This is a genomic window from Microbulbifer mixtoriginis (SeqCode), from assembly GCF_052467705.1.
In genome coordinates this window covers 4,238,927-4,263,763 of the sequence record NZ_CP174322.1, presented here as the reverse complement: position 1 = coordinate 4,263,763, position 24,837 = coordinate 4,238,927, and the positions used below count along the sequence as shown (strand labels likewise).

Here is a 24,837-nt window from a genome sequence, read left to right as displayed (position 1 = left end):
GCGTGAAACGGCCTTGAATTTCGCTGGCCGGCACCAATATAGCTGACATCAAGAATTATTCGCGCGCTGCATACAGAACAGAGCTGGCAGCGCGTAACAAATGAGGATTTTACAGATGGGAAAAATTATCGGCATCGACCTGGGTACCACCAACAGCTGTGTGGCGGTACTGGATGGTGACAAAGCGCGTGTAATCGAGAACGCCGAAGGCGATCGTACTACACCTTCTATTGTTGCCTTCACTGACGACAACGAAATCCTGGTAGGTCAGTCTGCCAAGCGTCAGGCGGTGACCAATCCCCAGAATACTCTGTTTGCGGTTAAGCGTTTGATCGGCCGTAAATTCAAAGACGACGTTGTACAGAAAGATATCAAGATGGTGCCTTACACCATCACTGAAGCCGACAACGGCGACGCTTGGGTAGAAGTGAAAGGCGATAAAAAAGCTCCGCCGCAGATCTCTGCCGAAGTTCTGAAGAAAATGAAAAAGACTGCAGAAGACTTCCTCGGCGAGAAAGTTGACGCTGCAGTAATTACTGTACCGGCTTACTTTAACGACTCCCAGCGTCAGGCCACCAAAGACGCCGGCCGTATCGCGGGCCTGGACGTTAAACGTATTATCAACGAGCCGACTGCTGCTGCTCTGGCCTACGGCCTGGACAAGCAGGGCGGTGACCGCACTGTAGCGGTATACGACCTGGGTGGTGGTACCTTCGATATCTCCATTATCGAAATTGCCGACGTAGATGGTGAGAAGCAGTTCGAAGTACTGTCCACCAACGGTGACACTTTCCTCGGCGGTGAGGACTTCGACCTGCGCCTGATCGAATACCTCGCAGACGAGTTCAAGAAAGACCAGGGCATCGACCTGAAAGGCGATCCCCTGGCGATGCAGCGCCTGAAAGAAGCTGCAGAAAAAGCCAAGATTGAGCTGTCCTCCAGCCAGCAGACTGAAGTCAACCTGCCGTATATCACTGCAGATGCCACCGGTCCCAAGCACTTGGTGGTTAAGCTGACCCGCGCCAAGCTGGAAAGCCTGGTAGAAGATCTGGTTACTCGTTCCTTGGAGCCGGTAAAAATTGCTCTGCAAGATGCCGACCTGTCCGCTTCTGGCGTAGACGAAGTGATCCTGGTTGGTGGTCAGACCCGCATGCCGCTGGTACAGCAGAAAGTTACCGAGTTCTTCGGTAAAGAGCCGCGCAAAGACGTTAACCCAGACGAAGCCGTTGCCATGGGTGCCGCTATCCAGGGCGCTGTTCTGTCCGGAGACGTTAAAGATGTACTGCTGCTGGACGTAACCCCGCTGACCCTGGGTATCGAAACCATGGGTGGCGTTGCAACTCCGCTGATCGACAAAAACACCACTATCCCCACTAAGAAGTCCCAGGTGTTCTCCACTGCGGAAGATAACCAGACTGCGGTAACCATTCACGTGGTACAGGGTGAGCGCAAACAGGCTTCCCAGAACAAATCCCTGGGTCGTTTTGACCTGGCCGATATCCCGCCGTCCCCCCGCGGTGTACCGCAGATCGAAGTGACCTTCGATATCGATGCCAACGGTATCCTGCACGTACACGCGAAAGACAAGGCGACTGGTAAAGAGCAGTCCATCGTGATCAAAGCTTCCTCCGGTCTGTCCGAGGACGAGATCGATAAGATGGTTCAAGACGCAGAGGCGAATGCCGAAGCGGATAAGCAGTTCGAGGAGTTGGTGCAAACCCGCAATACCCTCGACGGTCTGATCTCTGCTACCAAGAAGACCTTGGAAGAAGCTGGCGACAAAGCCACCGCTGAAGAAAAGTCTGCAATCGAAGCGGCTATCAAAGAAGCGGAAGAAGCGGTGAAAGGCAACGACAAGGCTGCTATGGAAGCTGCCACCACCAAGCTGACCGAAGCTTCTGGCCCGGTTGCACAGAAGATGTACGCCGAGCAGGCCCAGGCCGCAGGCGCTGAAGGTGCCGCTGGTGCAGGCGCTCAACAGGGCGAGCAGCAGCAATCTTCCGCTGGCGACGATGCGGTAGATGCAGAGTTCGAAGAAGTAAAGGACGACAAGAAAGAAGGTAAGTAAGCGTTCGCTTGCATTTCCGGTGGCAGCTTTTAAAGTGGCCGCCGGAGAACTTCAGGGGCGCGGCGCCTTCTTTTTAGGCCCCGCGCCCTGTGTTGTTTCAGGTATCCATCAAAGTTTGTACAGAGTTCGCAGTTTGATGGTGCTCCGCAATGCGGGGCTTGGTTAGAAACCGAGAAGTAGAAAGAGTTTGGCCGTTCTTGATGCCGGACCAGAGAACATAGTTTTATGTCGAAACGCGATTATTACGAAGTCCTCGGCGTCGAGCGCGGCGCTTCGGATGCAGAGCTGAAGAAAGCCTACCGCCGGGTGGCGATGAAGTTTCACCCGGACCGCAATCCAGATGATGCGGAAGCGGAAAATAAATTCAAGGAAGCCAACGAGGCTTACGAGATACTGTCCGATTCGCAGAAGCGCGCGGCCTATGATCAATTTGGTCACGCCGGTGTAGAGGGGCAGATGGGTGGCGGTGGCGCCGGTGGTTTCGGCGGTTTCTCCGATATCTTCGGCGATGTATTTGGCGATATCTTCGGTGGGGGCGGTGGCGGCCGTCGGGGTGGCCCGGCGCGCGGTTCAGACCTGCGTTACGACTTGGAACTGGACCTGGAAGACGCAGTGCGCGGTACCACGGTCAAAATCCGTGTGCCAACGCTCGCTTCCTGTAATACTTGCCACGGTTCAGGCGCCAAGCCAGGTTCCTCTCCGCAGACCTGTAGCACCTGTGGTGGCGCCGGTCAGGTACGTATGCAACAGGGCTTCTTCTCTGTTCAGCAAACCTGCCCCAACTGTCGCGGTCGCGGTACCACTATCTCCGATCCCTGTGGCAGCTGCCACGGTCGCGGTCGGGTTGAAGAGACCAAGACTCTGTCCGTTAAGGTTCCGCCTGGCGTAGATACTGGCGATCGTATCCGCCTGTCCGGAGAGGGTGAAGCGGGCCCCGATGGCGGTCCCGCTGGTGATTTATATGTACAGGTGGTGGTGAAGGAGCACGAGCTGTTCCAGCGCGATGGCAAGAACTTGTATTGCGAAGTGCCCATCAGTTTTGCTGCCGCAGCACTGGGGGGTGAACTGGAAGTGCCGACCCTTGATGGTAAGGTGAAGCTAAAGATTCCCGCAGAGAGTCAAACTGGCAAGCTGTTCCGCCTGCGTGGTAAAGGTGTCACTCCGGTGCGCGGTGGCGCTACCGGCGATTTGCTGTGTCGGGTTGTAGTGGAAACACCGGTAAACCTTTCTGGTAAACAGAAAGAGTTACTGCAGGAATTTGCCAATACCCTGAGCGAAAAGAAAAATGCACCACGCCAGACCGGCTGGTTTGAAGGGGTGAAAAACTTCTTTGGGGATATGAAGCTTTAACGCTAAGCGAGCATCCCCAATCGCTATTCGACCATCGGTAATTTAGGGCTTATATAGTTGCTTAACGGATGAGCTCTTTTAAAAGTTAAAAGCAGGAAGAATAGCGAAAACTGGCCCGGTATCTCTGCCGGGTTAGTTACCTTGGGCAGAACGGGCCCTCAGACGGGCGGCCAGTGCCATCAATAATTCGTGTTGAATCTTACCTAACTCCCTCATCTGTTGTTTTTTTAGTATCCCTTCCAGTTCTTTGTTTGCCTGCGCGCTGATCGCGGCCAATTGCGCACCGATTTCCCCGCGCTGCTTAGGCGTCAAAATCAGTTTGGGGTTGTTCAAAACGCCATAGCGATCCAGTACGGCTTTTTTCTCAGCAAGGCTCTTTTGCAAGATCGGCAGTACTACTTTTTCCTGGCCAGGGGTGAGCTGCAGACGCAGCGTCACCCAATCTGTAATGTCGTCATATTTCTCCCAGAAGTCTGGGTTTGTAGTTTGCTGTTGTGCGGATACGGGCGCACTGCCAAAGGCCAGGGTTAAAGAAATAACCACCACCAATAAATGTGGCAGGTGGTTTGATCGAATCATTAGTCGCATGTTGGCGCTCCATTTACCCCTCTGGCTTAAGCCTAGCATCGTGATTTGTCATTGCTTTCACTCAATTTCAGTTAGTTGGTAATAAAAATATGTTTTGTTATTTCCTCTATGGCTGGAAGTTTTATGGTCAGTTTGGTCCCCAAAAATGATCACTTTTTAAGATTGAGTTTTTGTAGCTGCTTTCTGGTAGGGCGGGGTAAGATTCGCAGCAACATTGTGCGTAGACAGGAGTGTTGTTGTGGCAGTAAAAGTAGCGATCACCGGGTTTGGCGGGCGTATGGGAAGGGCCTTGGCGGAGGCACTGCTTCTAAGTGATGAGGCTGAGCTCAGCGCGGCAGTTGTACGGCCGGGCTCCAGCTTGGTGGGGGCCGATGCCGGTGAAGTTGCGGGCCTCGGGCGCAACGGCATCGCCATTGTTGATAGCCTGGATAAAGCCGACTTCGATGTACTGATCGACTTTACCGCGCCACAGGCAACTGTGGATAACTCTGCCTATTGTGCAGCCAACGGACGCCCCATTGTTATTGGCACTACTGGTTTTGACTCTGAACAGAAAAATCAGGTGCTGGCTAATGCGGGCAAGGTACCGTTGTGCCTGGCGAGTAACTTTTCCACCGGTGTAAATTTGTGCTTCAAATTATTGGAGACCGCTGCACGGGTAATGGGTGAAGATGCCGATATAGAAATTGTTGAAGCACATCACCGCCACAAAGTGGATGCGCCTTCTGGCACTGCGTTAAGCATGGGAGAAGTCGTCGCCGAGACCCTGGGGCGGGATCTGGAGAAAGTGGCGATTTATGGACGCGAGGGCCAGACAGGTGCCCGTGAGCGCGACACCATTGGTTTTGCCACTGTACGCGGCGGCGATGTGGTCGGTGAGCACTCTGTACTGTTTCTGGCCGAAGGGGAGCGCGTAGAAATCAGTCACCGCGCCAGCAGTCGCCTCTCTTTTGCCCGCGGTGCGGTACGCGCAGCGATATGGTTGATGGGAAATAAGCAATCGGTGCGTGCGCCGGGCCACTACGATATGCGCGATGTGCTGGGATTAAATTAATTGAATCACACAAAAAAAATCGGTAAAGGGGCGGCCTTTATTTAATAGTTCTAAGCCACTAGTTATACGGTTGATCGATAGGCGAGCCTTATTTTTATAGTGAAAGTCAATACTTCGGGTTTTCGACCCTTTAGGTAAACCAAAAATTTTTTGAGGATTTTTTGTTTGGAAAAAAAGCTGATTGTCGGCAGTGAAGAATGGTGTGCGTTTCCCGGTCTGGGTATCCCCGCAGTTAAGGCCCGGGTGGACTCCGGGGCTAAGACTTCTTGCCTGCACGCATATAATATTCAGACGTTTAAACGGGATGGTGAGCCCTGGGTAAGCTTTGAAGCGCATCCATTGCAGCACCAACGTCGGCCGACCGTGCGCTGTGAGGCTCGAATTCTCGACAAGCGCCTTGTACGCAGCTCCTCTGGTGAGTCGGAGCGGCGCCCGGTAATTCGTACCGCGCTTTCCATCGGCGGAAGTGTCTGGGATATCGAATTGACCCTGACCAACCGTGACAGTATGGGCTATCGCATGTTGTTGGGGCGCGAGGCCATGCTCGGCCGCATGATGGTGGACCCCTCGGAGAGCTTCTGTCTGGGTGAACTGCCAAAAAGTCAGCTGGATGAATTTTATCGGGACGAGCACCATATCGCCGGCACCGGCTTGCGTATCGGGCTGTTGGCCTCGAATCCGGATCTTTATAGCAACCGCCGCATTATGGAAGCCGGTGCCGAACGTGGCCACCGGATGACCTTCCTGGATGTTCGCCAGTGTTATATGAAACTCGATGCGGATGAGCCCGAAGTACATTATCGCGACGGCAGAATTCTCAACAATCTGGATGCCATTATCCCCCGTATTCGCCCCAGTCAGACTTTTTATGGCTGCGCCCTCACTCGCCACTTTGAGAGTCTGGATGTGTTTGCCCTGAATGGCTCTGCCGCGATCAGCCAGTCAAGGGATAAGCTATTTTCCCTGCAGTTGTTACAGCAGAGTGGTCTGAGTATTCCCACTTCAGGCTTTGCCAACTCGCCGGTAGATACCAACGAGTTGATTGACATGGTGGGTGGGGCACCATTGATTGTGAAGTTGCTGGAGGGAACTCAGGGGCGCGGAGTGGTGTTGGCGGAAACCCGCAAAGCCGGCGAGTCGGTGATTAATGCGTTCAAGTCACTTAAAGCCAATTTGCTAGTGCAGGAGTTTATCCGTGAGGCCCAGGGCAAGGACCTGCGCCTGTTTGTGATTGATGGCCGCGTGGTGGCCTCGATCCAGCGAGAGGCGGCACCGGGAGAGTTTCGCGCCAATATTCACCAGGGCGGCACCGCTTCGGTGGTTAAAGTCACAGCAGATGAAAAGCGCATAGCCATTAAAGCGGCTAAAGCGCTCGGGTTGAAAGTGGCTGGTGTGGATATTATTCGTTCGCGTAAAGGGCCGTTATTACTTGAGGTGAACTCCTCCCCCGGTCTCGAGGGTATTGAGAGTGCCACGCGCAAGGATGTGGCCGGTGCGATGATTATGTCGATCGAGAAGGCGCTCAAATGGCGTCCCGTAACAAAAACCCAGGATGGAAGTGCCGACTTGGATAACCGTGTACCCGAGTAATCGACGGTGAACGGGGCGCCGACGGTGCAAAGCTCGGTGGGCTAACCTTCAAAGGTGGCCGGGCTTTTCGCTGGCGCGCCGTTCGAGCCTCGGCAGTGGTTGATTGCCCAGGTATCCGCCGATAGACACTTTCTGCCGGAACCGCGCCTTCCGCCGGCAGAAGGTGTGAACTCCAGGGTATCAATGACCGTGAAGACACTCTTTGCCAGACTTTCTATCACTCGCCCATTCCTGACGATTTCCCTGATATTGGGCCTGTTGCTTGCTCCCTTGGTACAGGCCGCAGTACACCTTTCGGATACCCCCCTGGGGCGGCGTGTCATGGTGGATTACATCGTGCACTTCGCCTACAACCTGCAGTGGCCGGTCAACGCTTTTGATAATTACAGTGCCCCCTTTAAGGTGTGTTTGATGGGAGGGGATTCCCTCGGTGAGCAGCTGGCTCTGCGCTTCAAGAATCAGCGTATTGATGGGCGCCGGGTGGCGCTGGAGAAAATTGGCTTCAAAGATATGTTGCGCGCGCGCAAGTGCCAGATCGTGATTCTTGGCTCTATGGATCGCTCCAGTCTGCTCAAGACGCTAGTCACAGTGGAGTTCTTCCCTGTCTTAACCGTGAGCGATGCCGATCGCTTTGCCGCAACCGGCGGCATGATTGAATTTGCAGATAAAGGTGGCGAAGTGGCGCTGCGTATGAACAAGACCATGTTGGAGAAGGCCGAGCTGAAAATGGGCAATAGTCTCTTTCGTCTCGGGCAGAAGCTGGAGTAGAGAGGAATTTTTCGTCAGGTTTGGCGTATTTTTGCACTAGCGTCCAGAGGTGAATTCGCGTAGAATCTGCGCCCGATTTGGGCCGGTGCCGCGAAGCTGAATCGCGCAGCGTGAGCCTACTAAAAAGCTGGCGGCAAGCGTCGGCCACTTTGTGAGAATCACGCGTGAACAGATTTTTAAAGCGAGATGAAGCTGCGATGTTTCATCTCGCTTTTTTATGCGTGCACCAGTCAGGAGCCCGCGTGCTCCGAAGCCCGCAAACCCCGCCCGGAAGCAGTTCTGAAGATTGGAGTTCAATTTGACTAAAGCTGTCCCTACGTCGGAGGCTTTCATGCCCCACAACTTTATGCAGAGTACAACTCCCGCGCTGCTGGTGCTCGCAGATGGTAGTGTCTTTGAAGGACGCGCAATCGGTGCCCATGGCAGTTCTGTTGGCGAGGTCGTGTTCAACACATCCATGACCGGGTACCAGGAGATTCTCACCGATCCCTCCTACGCCCGCCAGATTGTGACTCTGACCTACCCGCACATCGGCAACACTGGCACCAACCAGGAAGACGAAGAGTGCGCTGATATCTGGGCCGCCGGCCTGGTAATCCGCGACCTGCCGCTGCTGGCCAGCAGCTTCCGCAACGAGCAGTCCCTGGAGGACTACCTGCGCGAGCGCAATATCGTTGGTATCGCCGATATCGACACTCGTCGCCTGACACGCCTGCTGCGCGACAAGGGTGCACAGAGCGGTTGCATCGTTGCCGGTGACAATATCGACCGCGAAGAAGCCCTAGCCAAGGCCAAGGAATTTGCCGGTCTGAAAGGGATGGACCTGGCCAAGGTAGTGAGCACCAAGGAAGCCTACCCCTTTAGCGAAGGTACCTGGGAACTGGGCGAAGGCCACAAGGCCGCGCCGGAACAGCCCTTCAAAGTAGTGGCTTACGACTTCGGTGTGAAGCGCAATATCCTGCGTATGCTGGTGGATCGCGGCTGTGACATCACCGTAGTACCGGCGGAGACCCCGGCTTCCGAAGTACTGGCGATGAATCCCAACGGTGTATTCCTGTCCAATGGCCCCGGCGACCCCGAGCCCTGTGAGTACGCGATCACCGCTATCCGCGAAATCCTGGACGCGGGCATCCCCACCTACGGCATCTGCCTGGGCCACCAGCTGTTGGGCCTGGCGGTGGGCGGTAAAACTGCCAAGATGAAGTTCGGCCACCACGGTGGTAACCACCCGGTACAAGACCTGAACAGCACCAAGGTGATGATCACCGCGCAGAACCACGGTTTCGAAGTGGACGCCGACAGCCTGCCGGACAATGTGGAAGTTACCCACAAGTCCCTGTTCGACGGTACCTTGCAGGGTATTCACCTGAAGGACAAGCCGGCCTTCAGCTTCCAGGGACACCCGGAAGCGAGCCCCGGCCCACACGATGTGGCGCCGTTGTTCGACCACTTTATCGATTTGATGAAAGAACGCGCCTAAGGGCGTAGCCGCCCAGGGTAGGGCAATTAACCGCCGCTTTTGCGGCGGTTTTAACAAGAAACGAATGAAATTTAGCGCAGCCGGCCTTTGCCGGTAGTAGAACGGAAGAAAGATGCCAAAACGCACAGATATCCAAAGCATTCTGATTATCGGCGCAGGCCCCATCGTGATCGGCCAGGCGTGCGAATTTGACTACTCCGGCGCCCAGGCCTGTAAGGCGCTGCGCGAAGAGGGTTACCGGGTGATCCTGGTGAACTCCAACCCGGCCACCATCATGACCGACCCGGCCATGGCCGATGCCACTTACATCGAGCCGGTGGAGTGGCGCACCGTTGCCAAGATTATCGAGCAGGAGCGCCCCGACGCCATCCTGCCCACCATGGGCGGGCAGACTGCACTGAACTGCGCCCTGGACCTGGACAAGCACGGTGTCCTGAAGGAATTCAATGTCGAGCTGATCGGTGCGGACAAAGACGCTATCGAGAAAGCGGAAGACCGCGACCTGTTCGACAAGGCGATGAAAGCTATCGGCCTGGAAACTCCGCGCGCCAAGATCGTCCACTCCATGGAAGAGGCGAAGAAAGTACCGGAAGAGTTCGGCTTCCCGGTCATTATCCGTCCGTCCTTCACCATGGGCGGTTCCGGTGGCGGTGTGGCCTACAACTGGCCGGAGTTTGAAGAGATCTGTAAGCGCGGTCTCGACCTCTCCCCCACCAATGAACTGCTGATCGACGAATCCCTGCTCGGCTGGAAAGAGTACGAGATGGAAGTGGTTCGCGATAAGAACGACAACTGCATCATCGTATGTTCCATCGAGAACTTCGACCCGATGGGTGTACACACCGGTGACTCTATCACCGTTGCCCCGGCGCAGACGCTGACCGACAAGGAATACCAGCTGATGCGCAACGCCTCTATCGCGGTACTGCGCGAGATCGGCGTTGAGACCGGCGGCTCCAACGTACAGTTCGGCGTTTGTCCGAAGACTGGCCGCGTGGTTGTGATCGAGATGAACCCCCGCGTATCCCGCTCCTCCGCACTGGCCTCCAAGGCCACCGGCTTCCCGATCGCCAAGGTCGCGGCCAAGCTGGCCGTGGGTTACACCCTGGATGAGCTGCAAAACGATATCACCGGTGGTGCGACCCCGGCGTCCTTCGAGCCATCCATCGACTACGTTGTCACCAAGATTCCGCGCTTCACCTTTGAGAAATTCGGTGAAGCCGATGCACGCCTGACCACCCAGATGAAGTCTGTGGGTGAAGTGATGGCGATCGGCCGCACCTTCCAGGAGTCCATGCAGAAAGCTCTGCGCGGCCTGGAAGTGGGCAGCTTCGGCCTGGAAAGCAAAATTGACCCGAGCAAAGACGGCGCTGAGACCCGTCTGCGCAGCGAACTTTCCGTTCCGGGTGCCGAGCGCATCTGGTACGTGGGCGACGCCTTCCGCATGGGCATGAGCGTCGGCGAAGTTTACGACCTGTCCGGTATCGATCCCTGGTTCCTGGTGCAGATCGAAGAACTGATCAAAATCGAAGAGCCGCTCAAGTCACTACCCACCTCGGCGCTGACCACTGAGCAAATGCGCTTCCTCAAGCGCAAGGGCTTCTCCGACCGCCGCCTGGCGGACCTGCTGGGGGTGAGCCAGAAGACTGTGCGGGAATTCCGTCACAAGCTGGGTGTATTCCCGTCTTACAAGCGCGTGGACACCTGTGCTGCTGAGTTCAGCACCTCCACTGCTTACATGTACTCCACCTACGATGAGGAGTGCGAAGCGCAGCCGTCCGACAAGAAGAAAATCATGGTACTCGGCGGTGGCCCCAACCGTATCGGCCAGGGCATCGAGTTCGACTACTGCTGTGTACACGCCGCCCTGGCGATGCGTGAAGACGGTTACGAGACCATCATGGTCAACTGTAACCCGGAGACTGTTTCCACCGACTACGACACTTCCGATCGCCTCTACTTCGAGCCGGTAACCCTGGAAGATGTGCTGGAAATTGTTGCCAAAGAGAAGCCGGAAGGCGTGATCGTACAGTTCGGTGGTCAGACTCCGCTGAACCTGGCGCGCTACCTGGCCAACGAAGGTGTGCCGATTATCGGTACCACACCAGAGCAGATCGACCGCGCCGAAGACCGCGAGCGCTTCCAGCAGATGATTATGCGTCTCGGCCTCAAGCAGCCGAAGAACGCCATCGTGCGCTCTGTCTCCGAAGCCATTCAGGCGGCGAAAGACGTGGGCTACCCGCTGGTTGTGCGCCCGTCTTACGTACTGGGCGGCCGCGCCATGGAGATCGTCTACAAAGAAGACGAGCTGCTCACTTATATGAAAGAAGCGGTACAGGTTTCTGACGAAGCGCCGGTACTGCTGGATCACTTCCTCAACGCTGCTATTGAGGTGGATATCGACGCGGTATCCGATGGCCAGGACGTAGTGATCGGCGCCATTATGCAGCACATTGAACAGTGTGGTGTTCACTCCGGTGACTCCGCCTGCTCCCTGCCGCCTTACAGCCTGCCGGCGGATGTGCAGGACCGTATGCGCGAAGAAGTGAAAGCCATGGCCCGCGAGCTTGGCGTAGTTGGCTTGATGAACACCCAGCTGGCCTACCAGGACGGCGAGATCTACGTGATCGAGGTGAACCCGCGCGCTTCCCGTACCGTACCTTTCGTCTCCAAGTGTATCGGCACTTCACTGGCGAAAGTGGCTGCGCGCTGTCAGGCGGGTATCAGCCTGCAGGAACAGGGCTTTACCGAAGAGATCGTACCGGACTACTACTCCGTTAAAGAGTCTGTATTCCCGTTCAACAAGTTCCCGAAAGTGGACCCGATTCTCGGCCCAGAGATGAAATCCACCGGCGAAGTGATGGGCGTAGGCGCTACCTTCGCAGAGGCCTTCGACAAGGGCCTGGTTGCCGCTGGCGACCGCCTGCCGGAGTCCGGACGCGCATTTATCTCTGTGCGTGACTTCGACAAGGCCGACGCAGTGGGCGTAGCTCGCGACCTGGTGGAGCTTGGCTTCGAAGTCATTGCCAGCCGCGGCACCGCCAAGGTCTTGCAAGAAAACGATATTCCCGTTACAACCGTCAACAAGATGAGTGAAGGTCGCCCGCATATCGTCGATATGATTAAGAACGACGAGATTGCACTGGTGGTGAATACCACCGAAGGGCGCCAGGCGATTCGCGACTCTGCGGATATCCGCCGCAGTGCCGAGAACCACCAGGTGTGTTACACCACCACCCTGGCCGCGGCCCAGGCGATGGCGATGGCCATGCGTCAGGAGCAGCCGCTACAGGTTCGCCGCCTGCAAGACCTTCACCAGCGCGTGGTAAAGCTGTCTTAATCATCTAAAAACAATCCGTCATTTCCGACCGGGCCTTGTGGCAACACAGGGCCCGGTTGCGTAGTAACAATAATGGAGGTCCCACAATGAACCGGGTACCAATGACCGTTGAAGGCGCGGAAGCGCTGCGTTCAGAACTGGATAATCTGAAAAAAGTCGAGCGCCCTGCGGTGGTAGAGGCCATTGCCGAAGCACGCGAACACGGTGATTTGAAGGAGAACGCCGAATACCATGCGGCGCGGGAAAAGCAGGGCTTTATTGAGGGTCGTATTCAAGAGATTGAAGCCAAGTTGTCTCACGCTCAAGTGATCGATGTGAAGTCGATTGAGCCCAGCGATAAGGTAATTTTTGGCACCACGGTAACGATTATTCACCTGGATGACGATGCTGAAGTGACTTATAAAATCGTGGGTGACGATGAAGCGGATGTGAAGAAACAAAAAATCTCAGTGAACTCGCCGATTGCCCGCGCACTGATTGGTAAAGAAGTGGGAGAAGTCGTTGTTGTGCATACGCCTTCCGGCACGGTGGAATATGAAATCGATACTGTAGAGCATCTATAAAAAGATCTCTTAGTAAGAAAAAGGGCGGCCAGAGGCCGCCTTTTTTCTTGGGGGCAGGAGCAGCTTTACTGGTGAACGAAACTGTTGTTACTGTCGCCATGTTGGTGAACTTTGGCGGTTTCATTGTAGCCAAATTGGGCTACTAAGCTGTTGTTATGTGAACCAATCTGAGTGACCTCTGCATAGTGGTTTTCGCCTATTTGGCCTATATAGACATCATTGCCATAGCCAACCTGCATAGTTTTTCCGAAGTGGTGGCTACCGGCTTGAGAAATATCTCCTTCGTTATACCAACCATCTTGGTACATATGAGCTTCATGGCCATAGCCGATTTGACGGGAATCAAGATCGTTGTGGCCACCTCCTGCCTGAATTAAGTGAGCCTTATGGCCTTCACCAACTTGAAGAGCATCAGCTCGATTCATTTCGCCAACCTGTGAGAGCATAGCTTCACTGCCGTAGCTGCCTACTTGAGTGACAGTAGCGTAGCCATAGTCGCCGTTTTGTAAAATAGTCGCCTGGTTATTAGCGCCAGACTGTTGATAAGTCCAGGCGGTATTCCCGTGGCCTTCCTGAGCATGGTAGGAGAAGCTATGGTGCTCATCAAACTGGAAAGTTAAGGAGCTATTGTCGATACCCAATTGCTCACTCATAGCGGTGTTGCCAGATCCCCCATTTTGAAAGGCATTGGCATAATTACTGTAGCCATCCTGATATTGAAGAACCGTGCTGTGGTGTTCATGGACCTGGATACTAACCGCCGTGTTGTGTGCCCCGTGTTGTTCTTGATCAGCCAGGTTATGATGGCTGCCGGGGCCGGCTTGATCAATATAACCGAGTTGATCCATACCGTTTTGATCCTGGTAAGCGGTATTGTTATCGGCTATGGCTGTACCGCTGATTACAAAAGCAATAGCGGCAGCGATTGGGGTTAAAGTCTTCATGAGTATCTCCATTACTACTTGAAAAGAGCATCGCGTTGGGGTTCAGCATTTACCGGCTGAGCGGGAGCACAGCATAAGTCACCCGAGTATTTTGTAGTAAAGCGCTAGGCTATGTTTAGCGGCGAAACTATAAATTACTCAGATATACACTCGCTGTAAGTGCCTGTGCAAAAAGGTAGAATCGAAGGGAAATCAAAGATAGGAAATAGCTGGTTCATTCTGATTGGCATCCCTGTTACTGCTTAGGAGTCCATAAGTTCGTTCCGTCTTTATTATTGTTGCTTCAGTGTCTAAGAAAAGCCATAGGATAGAAGTTTGATTTACCTGGGAGATAAGTTTTAGCCAGGAAAAATGGTGAAAAAATCACAGTGAAGTCAGCTTTAAAGGAGAATTTATACAGGGACTTGGGAATAAAATTTAGTTGGGAGGAGTAAATAATTAAAAATGCCAAAGATCGTTCCTGATCTTTGGCATTTGTAGGGGAGCGATGTTTACTGATGTACTATAGCTGTATTGCCGTAGCCGGTTTGAGTAATATTTGCGGACTCAGAGAATCCGCTCTGAATAACTGTAGCCGTATTCATGCCACCAGATTGATTGACCACAACTAAGTGGCCCCCACCCATGGCGCCACCTCCTGACTGCATAATCGTTGCCCGGTTCATGTAGCCATCTTGAGTCACAAACGCGCTGTTATACCAAGAGACTTGAACAATCGTGCTGTAGTTGCTTTCTCCCATTTGGACAATGTCGGCCTCGTTGTGCATATCAGCCTGGGTTATTTCGGCAGTGTGAGAAATACCTGATTGAGAGATACTGGCATAGTGTCCGGTGCCCTCTTGTCTAATTATGGCCTCGTGATAAGAACCATCTTGGAATATGTAAGCTTCAGCATTGAAGCTGGCATACTGCCCAACTAAAGCTCCATGGACATTACCAATTTGCTCAATAACGGAAATGTTGTCACTTCCCAAATGTTGATGAATTTCTGCTTCATTTCCTGCACCATTTTGGCGAATGGTTGCTTGGCTATTTTGAGTGGCAATTTGGTAGGTATTGGCACGGTTATCCATGCCAGTTTGGTAAATCAGGGCATTATTACCTGAGCCCCCCATTTGTAGGCTGTAAACGTCATTTAATTTTCCCTCTTGAACTTGGTGTATCAGGCTATCAATTACATTGGTCTGGATAGACTCTGCATTATTGAGGTTGCCGTTCTGAGAAATCTTTACGCTGTTGTCTATGGCACTATTATCGGATTGATCAATCAATACCTGATTGTTATTGCCACTTTGCTCTAATGACGTTGAATTCCCCGCTGCATATGTAAGTCCGCCATAAGACATCATTAATGCCAGCGAAAGAACTGGAAACTTCCTCACGTTCAACTCCTGTTTACTGCTGTGTCCATTTTGCTTCAGTGTATTTCTAGGCTAGCTATGTGTTCAGTATTTTGAAGGTAATAGCTTGCTGATTTAACTTTAGACTAGCTGGTATGAAATAAAGGCTGTTGGCGTTGGGTACTTTGGTTTGTGCTTATTAATTTAATGGAAGAGGGTGACAGGTTTAGTGTTTTCCTAAAAAAGCAGAGTGAAATGAGCTTGATGTCGCCTTTTAAGATGATCCACCTGAGGTTAAATTTTAGTTTTTTATCTTGTTCTATTTAGCAAGTATAAAGACATTGACGTCATCAATTTGAGAGAAGGACATGTTATTATCGTTGGTTCGTTGTACTGCAGAAATAAGGTTGGAACTACACAGTCTGTGTCGCATCAATTGTAGTACTGCTGTCGATTTGAGTTATAAGCGCCGTATCCATGTTACTACCGGACTGGGATATGGTTGACTTAATAATATTACTAGATTGATCAGTTGCAGCATAATTATCTATGATCTGCTGGATGGTAACGGAGCGGTTGCAATTTTCTATTTTATTAACAGTCATAATGTTTTTCCCCAATTAATGTGTTGTCACTTACATTGTTGTTTCCAGGTTGAACAACGTGAGTTTGATTTTTACAGCGTTTTTGAATGGAGTAAGAGGTATTGCTAGAACCTCCAACTTGATAGATTGATGCGCTTTTCGTGGCGCAGTATTGGGTGACATTAATAGTATTTAAATTACAGATAACCTGCACAGCGGTTAAGGTATTTCCGTCAAGAGCACCTCCTGTTTGAGCAATAGTTGCAAAACTTGAGTTGGTGTTCGTTTGATTTATCGTAGTTAACTGTGGCGCAAAGCCACTCTGAAAAATTTCAGCTGCGGAATTGTTGACAGATGTTTGGCTTATGGCTGTTTCATACATATTGTCTATTTGGCTAATCACGCCAAAAGAATTGAGAGCATTATCATGTAAGGACTAGGACTATGCCTTATTCATATTGCCTGTCTGCCGATGACTGATAACGCTATTTTTGCTGTGATTTGTTTGTTGAGAAAAGGATTCATTAAAATCACCATTCTGAACGATGATAATGATATTGAAGTTAACTATTGGGTCTTGAAATGGAAAGGCTAGGTTCTCGTTATCATTATGATTGAGAAAGACATTATTAGATGTCAGTACATCACTTGAAGCATAAGCTATTAATATTCCAGCTGTAATTGAGGCATATTTCTTTATGGATTACTCCTTAGAGACATCAAATCCAAGTTGTAGGAGGGGTGGCTTACAATATGGTTATAGAAATATAACGAAATTGTTGTCACTTATAATGAAGAATAAATTGTATTAGCTTTAGCATAAGATACATCTCTCGGCTTCAAGTAATAATTACAATTTCCTTATGATGCAAGCAGATTACCTTGCAGTCTCATAAAAAATTTATTCTGTGATATTATATCCCGAATCACTTGGCATACCTTCGCAAGCCGGTAATAAATACATCCTGAGACTGATCAATGTGGGATACCTCTCCAAGAACTCTGCAATTGATTTCTGAGAGTGTCCGACCTTTCTCAGGCTGTAAATCTGGTATCGTTCGTTCTCACTCAGTTTGTAGTAGCTCATCAGTGTCTTTCTCTTGGTCGGGAGAGATGTCGACTCTATAAGCTGAGCTCTCCCTTACCAATTGCACTTATTATTCGAAACCAAGTGTATTTTAATATTCTATTGATTTAAGAATGATTATTAGGCGGAAATACTTGGTTGTATCTGATGATGGGTAGAAAGAGTATTTTAGATTCTAATGAACTAATTTTAGTTGGGTAGAGGTGATTTATTGTAAAGCTGACCGGTTATAGCCAGCTTTTGAGGCTTATGGGAAAATATACATATTACCATCGCCAATTTGGTTGATCACTTGGAAGTTGCCGTTACTTGCTTGTGTCACCATGATAACGTTCGAATTACCATCCTGCGTTGCTAAGAAGGTGTTGGAGTCACCGCTTTGAGTTAAGTCATACTCATTGAGATTACCGCCAACTTGAGTTATGTCTGATATGTTCATGTCACCCCTCTGAAGTACATCTACAACGTTAAATTGACCAGATTGTTTGGCCAGGGCTAAGTTGTTATCACCAGACTGGATGTGTACAGCTAGGTTAGATTTCCAGGATTGCACGATTTCACTGGTGTTACTATCCCCTGTATGTGTGACATCAATGTAATTGTCCTTGCCGAACTGGTAGGAATAAGATGTGTTGCCTGAACCTCCGTTCTGGATAACTAATCCAGCTTGGGTATTACCAATCTGGGTTGCATAAGCAGAGTTAGAGTTGCTATTTCCTTGTTGTATTTCGATTTGATTATTTCCAATGAAATGCCCATTTTGGTTAAGAATAGCCCTGTGTCCAGATCCATTAAACTGACCCATTGTGGCTGAATTAGTGTTTTTAGTTTGGTTGACAAAAATACTACTTGAAGAAGTATTTCCCTGATTAGTAAATACGACCTGGCCGCGTAAACCGCTTTGAATAACTAATGCTTTTGAATCGTTAGTAAAGGACTGAGTAGTGGATGCGCTATTATTATCATTTACTTGGGTGATGAAGGCAGTAGAAGACGATGAATTATTCTGCAGCGAAACTATCGTGTTCCTGTCGCCAAATTGTAAATGACTAATTGTACTACCATTAGTGTTATTAATCTGCTCTGTTTTTGAGGAGTTTAAATCGCCAACCTGATTAATGAGAATGGTACTATTAGATACAGTGCCTTCTTGTACCGGTGTGACAGTATTTCCCATGCCATTTTGCAAAACAATTACGGTGTTGGCAGCTACACCGCTTGTGGTAATTGTCAGGAAAATGCCTAAGGGAATGGAGATGCACTTTTTCATGGGCTGCTCCTTAGAGATATCAAATTTAGTTTAAAAGTATTTTTACTAGAGAGATAGTCAAGGCAGTGTCGGAAGCTGGCGTGGAAATTGCTTTTCCTGGTGTTGAAGTAAATTGTGAAGTTTTCAAGTGATTCAATTGGGTGCATGGTATGTATTGAGTTTTAGGAAAAATAAAATGTGCCTTGAGATTAATGGTTTTATGCTATGTGAAGTTTTGTGGAAAATTTCTTGTTTTCCATGAGAGGTAAGTCTCATTGATCTAAGAAAAAAGTATGTCTTATATTTTTATAAATATTTTAGCGTCATACAGTGTCTATTTTTATCAGGGAAGTTTCAGATTGATGAATCTGGAGTTACTCTTGGTGTTTTTAATGGAGTGCCTTTCTATATTTGTTAGTTTTTGGTTGTTAAGGTGGTTTCCCCTTTAACTATATTACGATGAATTATTAAATAATATTTTTTAGTAAAGTTCTTTTAATGCTGTATGTGTCTAAGTGATTTTATTTGAGGTAATGCGAAATGAGTGGATAAATTAAATTTCTTGATGGGTTGAGGAAGTATGGAGGTTTTTTTAGATTTAACTTTTAAAAATGTAAAGTGTTTGGAGTGTAAAAAATATTTTATTGAATTAAAGAGCTGACCCTGTTGGGGCAGCTCAGATAGACGCTTGGCTGGTAATTCTATGGAAAAATGAAAGTGTTGCCATCGCCAATTTGACTAATAGCCATTACGCTACCATTATTGGCTTGCATAACAGATATTAAATTGAAATTCCCAGTCTGTGTTGCTCTAAATGCATTGGAGTCACCACTCTGAGTGATAAGATATGTGTTCATATTACCTCCAGACTGGGATATGGTAGAAATATTCATATCACCTGATTGAATAGTTACAGAAAAGTTATCGTTAGATAGTTGCTCAATAATCAGGAAGTTGTTATTTCCCGATTGGTTGACAAAAGCTATATTATTCTCCCAGGTCTGTAACATTTCACTAGTGTTGTTGTCACCTGACTGTGTTACGTTAAATTTATTCCCCTTTCCTCTCTGTTGTGAGAGAGACATATTATTTGATCCGCCTACTTGTGAGATGAATAGGCTATGCAAGTCACCATCCTGATCGGCAACAATAGTGTTGAAATCACCATTACTTTGCAGGGTGGTAAGATTATTCTCACCAATATCACTAGCTACTTGGTTGAAAAAAGCAGTGTTAGAAATACCATTGAACTGACTCACTGAAGCAAAATTAGAGCCATTATCCTGATTTACCGTAGCAGAGTTTGAGGTAACATTTCTCTGGTGAATAAGTGCAGTTTGAGATAAAGAGCCACTTTGATGAATAGTGGATCCTGAATCAATTGTTGAGATTTGAACAGAAGTGGCTTCGTGATTGTTGTCCACTTGATCAATAAGGGAGAATGAGTTCGATGTATTTTTTTGTTGTGATTCAGCTTTATTCATATCACCAGATTGAGTGTGGCTAATAGCACTAGAGTTGGTGTTATTAGTTTGCTCTGGATAGGATTCATTATAGTCCCCAACCTGATTGATAATGATGGTGCCGTCGATTACAGAGGCATCCTGAACTGGCGAAGCCAGGTTTCCAACACCATTCTGATTTAGAATGACGGTATTGGCTATGCTGTTACTCGCAGCAAGAACTATGGTTATTCCTGCAAAGACGGGGGTATAAATATTCATTAGTTACTCCTTTAAGATATCGTCCTTAGATTGAAAATTATTTTCCTAGGGATGATATCTAATCAGCAGTGAAAGCTTTTCGTGAAAGTTGCTTTCCTTAGCGTAAGGGAGGTCACTCAAGGTTTTCCATAGATTTATAAGAAACGATGCTCTTCTCTAAGTCACGGAGAATTACATATACCTTGTGAATATCCACATTCCATTAGTTTAATTTTGGAGGAGAAGTGCATATTAACCATGAGAGATTAGTCTCATTTAGCTAGGTAGAAAGTTTGTATCCTACTATTTTAATATTTAGGTATAGTGAATAATAGATTTTACATAACAATAGCAAAGTAATAATCTCCTATGTATCTATACCATCTATAAATTAAGTGCGATTGTGGTGAGAAATTTGACCCGGTAAGGTTATCCTTATTAAAAATTAGAAGGTGATATTGCTAAGTCAACATAACGACACTTCTATCAGTTTTTTTGCTACTGACTTTAGATTTGATTTACTAATCTGAGCTGTATCAAGGGTGTTATTATTTCCTGGCTGATTTACAATGGCAATATTGGTTTCTCATTATTGCCAGATTTCACTCGTGTCTCCATCACGCAGACCAAGCAGCGTTTCGTCCCATTTGATCAGTGTGGGAATTGTTACCATATCCACCTGCCTGTAAAAATAATGCACTTTTCAAACCGCCATATTGAATAATTTCTATTCCATTGAAGCTACCGAGGTACTGTATTACAGCAATACGATTACGTCTGTTTTAGTCACAGTAGTGATATAAGAAATATCACAAAGTTGTTTTGTGGGTGCAAATTTATAGCTTTTTCCTGATTAACTGTTTCAATGCCACTTAAAAAGATTGATGCACCAGGAAAATAAGAAGAGAGCTGGGGCTTGTGGTTTTTTTTTGTTCATTGGATTGATTAATGTAAATGAACCAGAGGTATTATCGTTGTTGCGACCATGCCTTATTCGTATTGCCAACTCGTGTGTGGATAATAAGGCCTTGACTAATGTTATTAATTTCCTCAGGAGTTGAAAGAGCCGGTGAATGAGAGTGACATTATTAGTTACAGTACCATCTTGGGAAAATCAATCAGAGTATTGACAGCCGAACCGCTTGTGACGATTGCCAGAAAAACACCTAAAAGCTTGTTCATAATTTCTTTAACCTAATCAATGTGCAGGCAATAATGGAATCTTTCGCCATCAACTACCATCATCCATTTATTACCATTGTCTCTTTTGTTTTTTCTGACTTCAGATTTCCTTCTTGGGCTGAAGCAAAACTGCTATCCGAGAGGCTTCTTTTCAGCTAAGTAGAGATATTTTATCGAACAATCCGAGATGCTTTCGCCAAGCTTCCAATCAAGTGCCTTACTTTTCCTGATGTAGGGGTAAACTATTTAGGTTTTCAAGAGTTGCAATTGGGTGTTTGGTATGTAATTGAGTTACTGGGTAAATCAAATTCACCTCGTGATTATTAGCCTGCTGCTGTGTGGAATTTTATGAAGAAAATTTTATGCTTTTCATGAGAGAGAATATCCCATTATCTAAGAAAAAATTATTCCTTCTGTTTTTATAAATATGTTGGCGTCAAATGGTATTTATTCTAGAGGTTAGCTGGTAGGTCCGGTATTTCTTTAGTAATGAATTTCTTTTCTGTGTTGACTAATTTTCAGCTGTCAAGGTGGCCTTTTCCTTGGTTGGTTTGTGATTAATTGCTGGCGAAATTTTATTATTATTGTAACTGTCTAAGTAATTACACTTGACATATTTAGAAAAAAGGTGAATTAAGCTTCTTGATAAGTTGGGGATGTATGGCAGGTTTTTCCAGGTTATATTTAAAATATATATAGAGCGTTTAGTTTACAAGAAATTCTTTAAGTTAAAAGAGCTGACCCTGTTGGGGTCAGCTCAAATAGAAGCTTAGCTGGTGAGTCTATGGGAAAATGAAAACGTTGTTATCGCCAATTTGACTAATAGCCATCATGCTACCATTGCCTGCCTGTACGACCGATATTAAGTTAGAATTGCCAACCTGTTCTCCATTAAATACGTTAGCATTTCCACTTTGCGTAATAAAGTACCGGTTCATGTTGCCACCAGATTGAGTAATGGTGGATTCGTTAAAGTCACCAGACTGATCCACACCAACCTCGTTAAATTGAGCGGTCTGCTCTGTCCATGCATAGTTGTTGTTGCCAGACTGGTTGTGTACAGCCAGGTTAGATTCCCAGTACTGCTCGATATGGCTATGGTTGTCGTCACCTGATTGCGCAACATTTAGGTCATTATATTTACCAAATTGGTAGCTGTAGGAGTAATTACCCGATCCTCCATTTTGGGAAACAAATCCAGTTTGGGCATTACCAATTTGTGTGGCCTCTACAGTATTGGAATTGCCATTTACCTGTACTACTTGCATTTCGTTGTTGCCAATGAAATGCCCTTCCTGATTAACAGTGGCAACGTTTCCTGATCCATTAAACTGAGATACTATAGCAAGGTTGGAATTTTTTGTTTGGTTTACTGTAGCGTGGTTTGAGAAAACCGCACCCTGTTGGATCCATGCCATCTGACCGCCCCATCCACTTTGTGAAATGGATGCAGATGAGCCGATAGCTGAGGTTTGAGTAGTGGTGGCGCCATTAAAATCAGAGGTCTGGGTTATGAACGCTGTTGAAAATGAGGCAGCATTCTGTATAGATGTGGCCCCATTTGAGTCACCGAATTGAGTGTGACTGATCCAGCTATTGTTGGTGAAGTTCTGCTGCTGAGGAACAGAGGTGTTAAAGTCACCAGTTTGGTTAACGATGATGGTGCTATTGAAAACAGTGCCATCCTGTACTGGAGCAACAGAGTTTCCGGCCCCATTTTGATTAACAATCAGGGTGTTGGCCATGGCGCCACTAGTGGCAAGAGCCATTAACACGCCAGCAGCAATTGGTGTGTACTTGTTCATTGGTTACTCCTTAGAGATATCAGATTTAGCTTGAAAATTTTTTGCTAGAGAGATTATCGAAACAGCATCGAAAGCTTGCGTGAAAATTACTTTTCCTGGTGTAGGGAAAAATCGTTGAGGGTCTTTTTCAGGAGTTTCAATTGGAAGCTGGGTCCGTATTGATTTCTAGAAAAAAGCATAGGTGCCTCGTAGAATTCAGCTTGATGCTGAGTAGAGTCTTGTGGGGAAAATACGAAACAGCCATAGGAGATAAGTTTCGATCACCTAGGAAGAAAGTATGTTTTTCATCCATGTAGATAATCGAGTGTCACCGAGTTTTTGCTTAAATAACAGTGAGCTATAGGATAGTGAATTTAGCGAAAAAAAATGGTGGTAGTCCTTCTTTTTGGACCATTGACTTTAATAGGGTCACAAGAAATTTTCTTTCCTATAAGATATTTTGAGCATAAAAAAGGCGGCCAAATAATGACCGCCGCAAGATGTTCTCTCTCTAAGAAGCTACAGTAAGAACTACTGGAAAATGAAACCGACGTTAAATGCCCCAGCTTGATTTGCTATAGCTGTTTCATTAGCCCCGAGTTGGGTAGTAGTATGCACATTCAGAAGTCCAGCCTGTGAGGTTTGTGCATTGTGCCCAAAACCGGCTTGGGCAATAGTGGAAATATTTATGATTCCTGCTTGTGCGGTAAGTGCATCGTTAAATGAGCCTGCTTGTGCATGGGTCGAGATATTGCCAAAACCAGCTTGGAGAGTGGTTGAGTCATTGGCCAGGCCGGCTTGTAGGACCGTTGCAAGGTTCAGTGTACCCAGCTGTGATGAATTAGAACTATTCAACAGCCCTGATTGAGCATGGGTTGCAATGTTGAGTGTGCCAGCCTGATTAGCCACAGCAGTATTGCCAACAGCTAATACCTGAGCCATATTTGCAATATTTGCAGTGCCAGCCTGATTCACAAGTGCGCTATTTCCAGCACTAAGTATTTGAGTGACTGTTGCAAAATTTAGGGTGCCTAATTGATTAATTGCGCCAACATCTCCCAAAGAGGCTGTTTGGAACACCGAGCCAAAGTTTCCATCCCCAGCTTGATTGACAAGTGCTGCTGATGCAAATGCTGGCGCGGCCTGGGTGGTAATAGCCAAGTTGGCATTACCTGCCTGAACAACCGAAGCCGTATTCAGGGCTCCACCAATTTGAAAAGAATTTGCGCTGTTGGCATTGCCTGATTGAAAGTGATTGATAAGGTTGGTGTCACTACCACCAGTTTGCAATGCATCGGAGAAGTTAAAATTACCGATTTGAGTTTGAAGAACCGTGTTGTCATCGTTTCCAGGTCCTACCTGAGTAGATATAGCCAGGTTGCCCAGGCCAGCTTGATTTTGCACGGTGGTATTATTTGCCGCAAATACGCTGCCACTTGTGGTGATGAGAATAGCGGCTGCGATTGGTGCTAACGCCTTCATGCGATACTCCTTTACTCTTGACGTTTTGATCCAGCACACACAGTGCTGGAATTACTGACATCATCCAGATGTCATGGATTCACAATGCAGGATTCCTAAATTCCTGGAATAAGCTACATCGTTGAATTCTGGCTGAATAAAATAAACAGCGATTAATACTTCAAATTGCTAATTTACTTGGTTGGCTTGACTACTCTTATGCCTACGGGGAGGTAAGGTGTCTCCCAGATACTACATTGGGGACCACTCTTGAGAGAGGGCCAGTTTGGCTTTGAGAGATTGATCTCTAAACAACCTAATGTCTGCATGACAAAATGTCCAAGAGGTGTAAAACAACATTTGATCAGATATGTAATGAGTTTTGTCTGTAAAGCGGAGATACGCTATAGGACATAAGTCACTAATAGATAGGAATATAGTTCTTTTGTTGTGGCTTGATTTTTAATGTGTGATTTGGCTTTTAAAAGAATCAGGTTTCATAGGCGGATATTCCGCTCAAATGGCCACGACTTATGTTTTTACGCAGATAGATCGTTATGGATCACAAAATTGAAGAATTTAATAAGAACAGTGGGTTGTTATTTTTCAGCTCTAATTTTGTCGTTAAGATGTTTTCATGGGAATCTGTCAGGCTGCTAATTCTGACACATATGTGAGATGTTATATTTAAGGAGGCCTAAA

16 protein-coding genes and 2 pseudogenes are annotated in these 24,837 nt (G+C 48.0%); 9 read left to right on the top strand and 9 right to left on the bottom strand.

Annotated features, from left to right (window positions below; translation table 11 throughout):
* Positions 1-115 precede the first annotated feature (115 nt).
* Positions 116-2,068, top strand: coding sequence for a molecular chaperone DnaK (gene dnaK, locus ACJJIB_RS18645; protein WP_252083239.1), 1,953 nt, complete (start codon positions 116-118; stop codon positions 2,066-2,068).
* Between the two features lie 225 nt (positions 2,069-2,293).
* Positions 2,294-3,418: a molecular chaperone DnaJ gene (gene dnaJ / locus ACJJIB_RS18640; protein ID WP_252083238.1), complete on the top strand. Its 1,125-nt coding sequence runs from the start codon at positions 2,294-2,296 to the stop codon at positions 3,416-3,418.
* Between the two features lie 132 nt (positions 3,419-3,550).
* Here the strand turns inward: dnaJ and ACJJIB_RS18635 are convergent, their stop codons facing one another.
* Complete coding sequence (locus tag ACJJIB_RS18635) at positions 3,551-4,006, bottom strand: hypothetical protein (protein WP_444887143.1); 456 nt, start codon at positions 4,004-4,006, stop codon at positions 3,551-3,553.
* 238 nt (positions 4,007-4,244) lie between these two features.
* On the opposite strand from ACJJIB_RS18635, the gene dapB reads away from it, so the two are divergent.
* The 7 genes and pseudogenes from dapB (at position 4,245) to greA (ending at position 12,801) form a co-directional block, all read left to right on the top strand.
* The gene (gene dapB, locus ACJJIB_RS18630) at positions 4,245-5,060 is read left to right on the top strand and encodes a 4-hydroxy-tetrahydrodipicolinate reductase (RefSeq protein WP_444887142.1); all 816 of its coding nucleotides are present in this window, start codon (positions 4,245-4,247) and stop codon (positions 5,058-5,060) included.
* A gap of 150 nt (positions 5,061-5,210) precedes the next feature.
* Positions 5,211-5,579 (top strand): annotated as a pseudogene (locus ACJJIB_RS18625) (ATP-dependent zinc protease family protein); the annotation flags it as partial.
* A 132-nt stretch (positions 5,580-5,711) separates the two neighbouring features.
* A complete protein-coding gene (gene rimK / locus ACJJIB_RS18620) occupies positions 5,712-6,650 on the top strand; it encodes a 30S ribosomal protein S6--L-glutamate ligase (protein WP_444888945.1) in 939 nt (312 codons plus the stop codon).
* Positions 6,651-6,704: 54 nt separating this feature from the next.
* Positions 6,705-7,418, top strand: a complete 714-nt coding sequence (locus ACJJIB_RS18615) for a YfiR family protein (protein WP_444887141.1) — start codon at positions 6,705-6,707, stop codon at positions 7,416-7,418.
* Positions 7,419-7,749: 331 nt separating this feature from the next.
* On the top strand, positions 7,750-8,898 hold the full coding sequence (gene carA, locus ACJJIB_RS18610; RefSeq protein ID WP_282931318.1) for a glutamine-hydrolyzing carbamoyl-phosphate synthase small subunit: 1,149 nt from the start codon (positions 7,750-7,752) through the stop codon (positions 8,896-8,898).
* 112 nt (positions 8,899-9,010) lie between these two features.
* A complete protein-coding gene (carB, locus tag ACJJIB_RS18605; protein WP_252083233.1) occupies positions 9,011-12,238 on the top strand; it encodes a carbamoyl-phosphate synthase large subunit in 3,228 nt (1,075 codons plus the stop codon).
* Between the two features lie 86 nt (positions 12,239-12,324).
* Positions 12,325-12,801, top strand: a complete 477-nt coding sequence (gene greA, locus ACJJIB_RS18600; protein ID WP_252083232.1) for a transcription elongation factor GreA — start codon at positions 12,325-12,327, stop codon at positions 12,799-12,801.
* Between the two features lie 65 nt (positions 12,802-12,866).
* On the opposite strand, the gene ACJJIB_RS18595 is transcribed toward greA, so the two are convergent.
* The 8 genes and pseudogenes from ACJJIB_RS18595 to ACJJIB_RS18560 all read right to left on the bottom strand — a co-directional run bounded on the left by ACJJIB_RS18595 (position 12,867) and on the right by ACJJIB_RS18560 (position 24,156).
* Positions 12,867-13,745: a hypothetical protein gene (locus ACJJIB_RS18595; protein WP_444887140.1), complete on the bottom strand. Its 879-nt coding sequence runs from the start codon at positions 13,743-13,745 to the stop codon at positions 12,867-12,869.
* A gap of 491 nt (positions 13,746-14,236) precedes the next feature.
* A complete protein-coding gene (locus tag ACJJIB_RS18590) occupies positions 14,237-15,127 on the bottom strand; it encodes a hypothetical protein (protein WP_444887139.1) in 891 nt (296 codons plus the stop codon).
* Between the two features lie 552 nt (positions 15,128-15,679).
* Positions 15,680-16,051 carry a hypothetical protein gene (locus tag ACJJIB_RS18585; protein ID WP_444887138.1) on the bottom strand — a complete coding sequence of 124 codons (372 nt, stop codon included), beginning with the start codon at positions 16,049-16,051 and terminating at the stop codon, positions 15,680-15,682.
* Between the two features lie 588 nt (positions 16,052-16,639).
* A pseudogene (locus ACJJIB_RS18580) lies at positions 16,640-16,756 on the bottom strand (helix-turn-helix domain-containing protein); the annotation flags it as partial.
* A gap of 247 nt (positions 16,757-17,003) precedes the next feature.
* A complete protein-coding gene (locus ACJJIB_RS18575; RefSeq protein ID WP_444887137.1) occupies positions 17,004-18,026 on the bottom strand; it encodes a hypothetical protein in 1,023 nt (340 codons plus the stop codon).
* Between the two features lie 680 nt (positions 18,027-18,706).
* Positions 18,707-19,729 carry a hypothetical protein gene (locus tag ACJJIB_RS18570; RefSeq protein WP_444887136.1) on the bottom strand — a complete coding sequence of 341 codons (1,023 nt, stop codon included), beginning with the start codon at positions 19,727-19,729 and terminating at the stop codon, positions 18,707-18,709.
* Between the two features lie 1,943 nt (positions 19,730-21,672).
* Positions 21,673-22,695: a hypothetical protein gene (locus tag ACJJIB_RS18565; protein ID WP_444887135.1), complete on the bottom strand. Its 1,023-nt coding sequence runs from the start codon at positions 22,693-22,695 to the stop codon at positions 21,673-21,675.
* 510 nt (positions 22,696-23,205) lie between these two features.
* The gene (locus ACJJIB_RS18560; protein WP_444887134.1) at positions 23,206-24,156 is read right to left on the bottom strand and encodes a hypothetical protein; all 951 of its coding nucleotides are present in this window, start codon (positions 24,154-24,156) and stop codon (positions 23,206-23,208) included.
* Between the last annotated feature and the right edge of the window lie 681 nt (positions 24,157-24,837).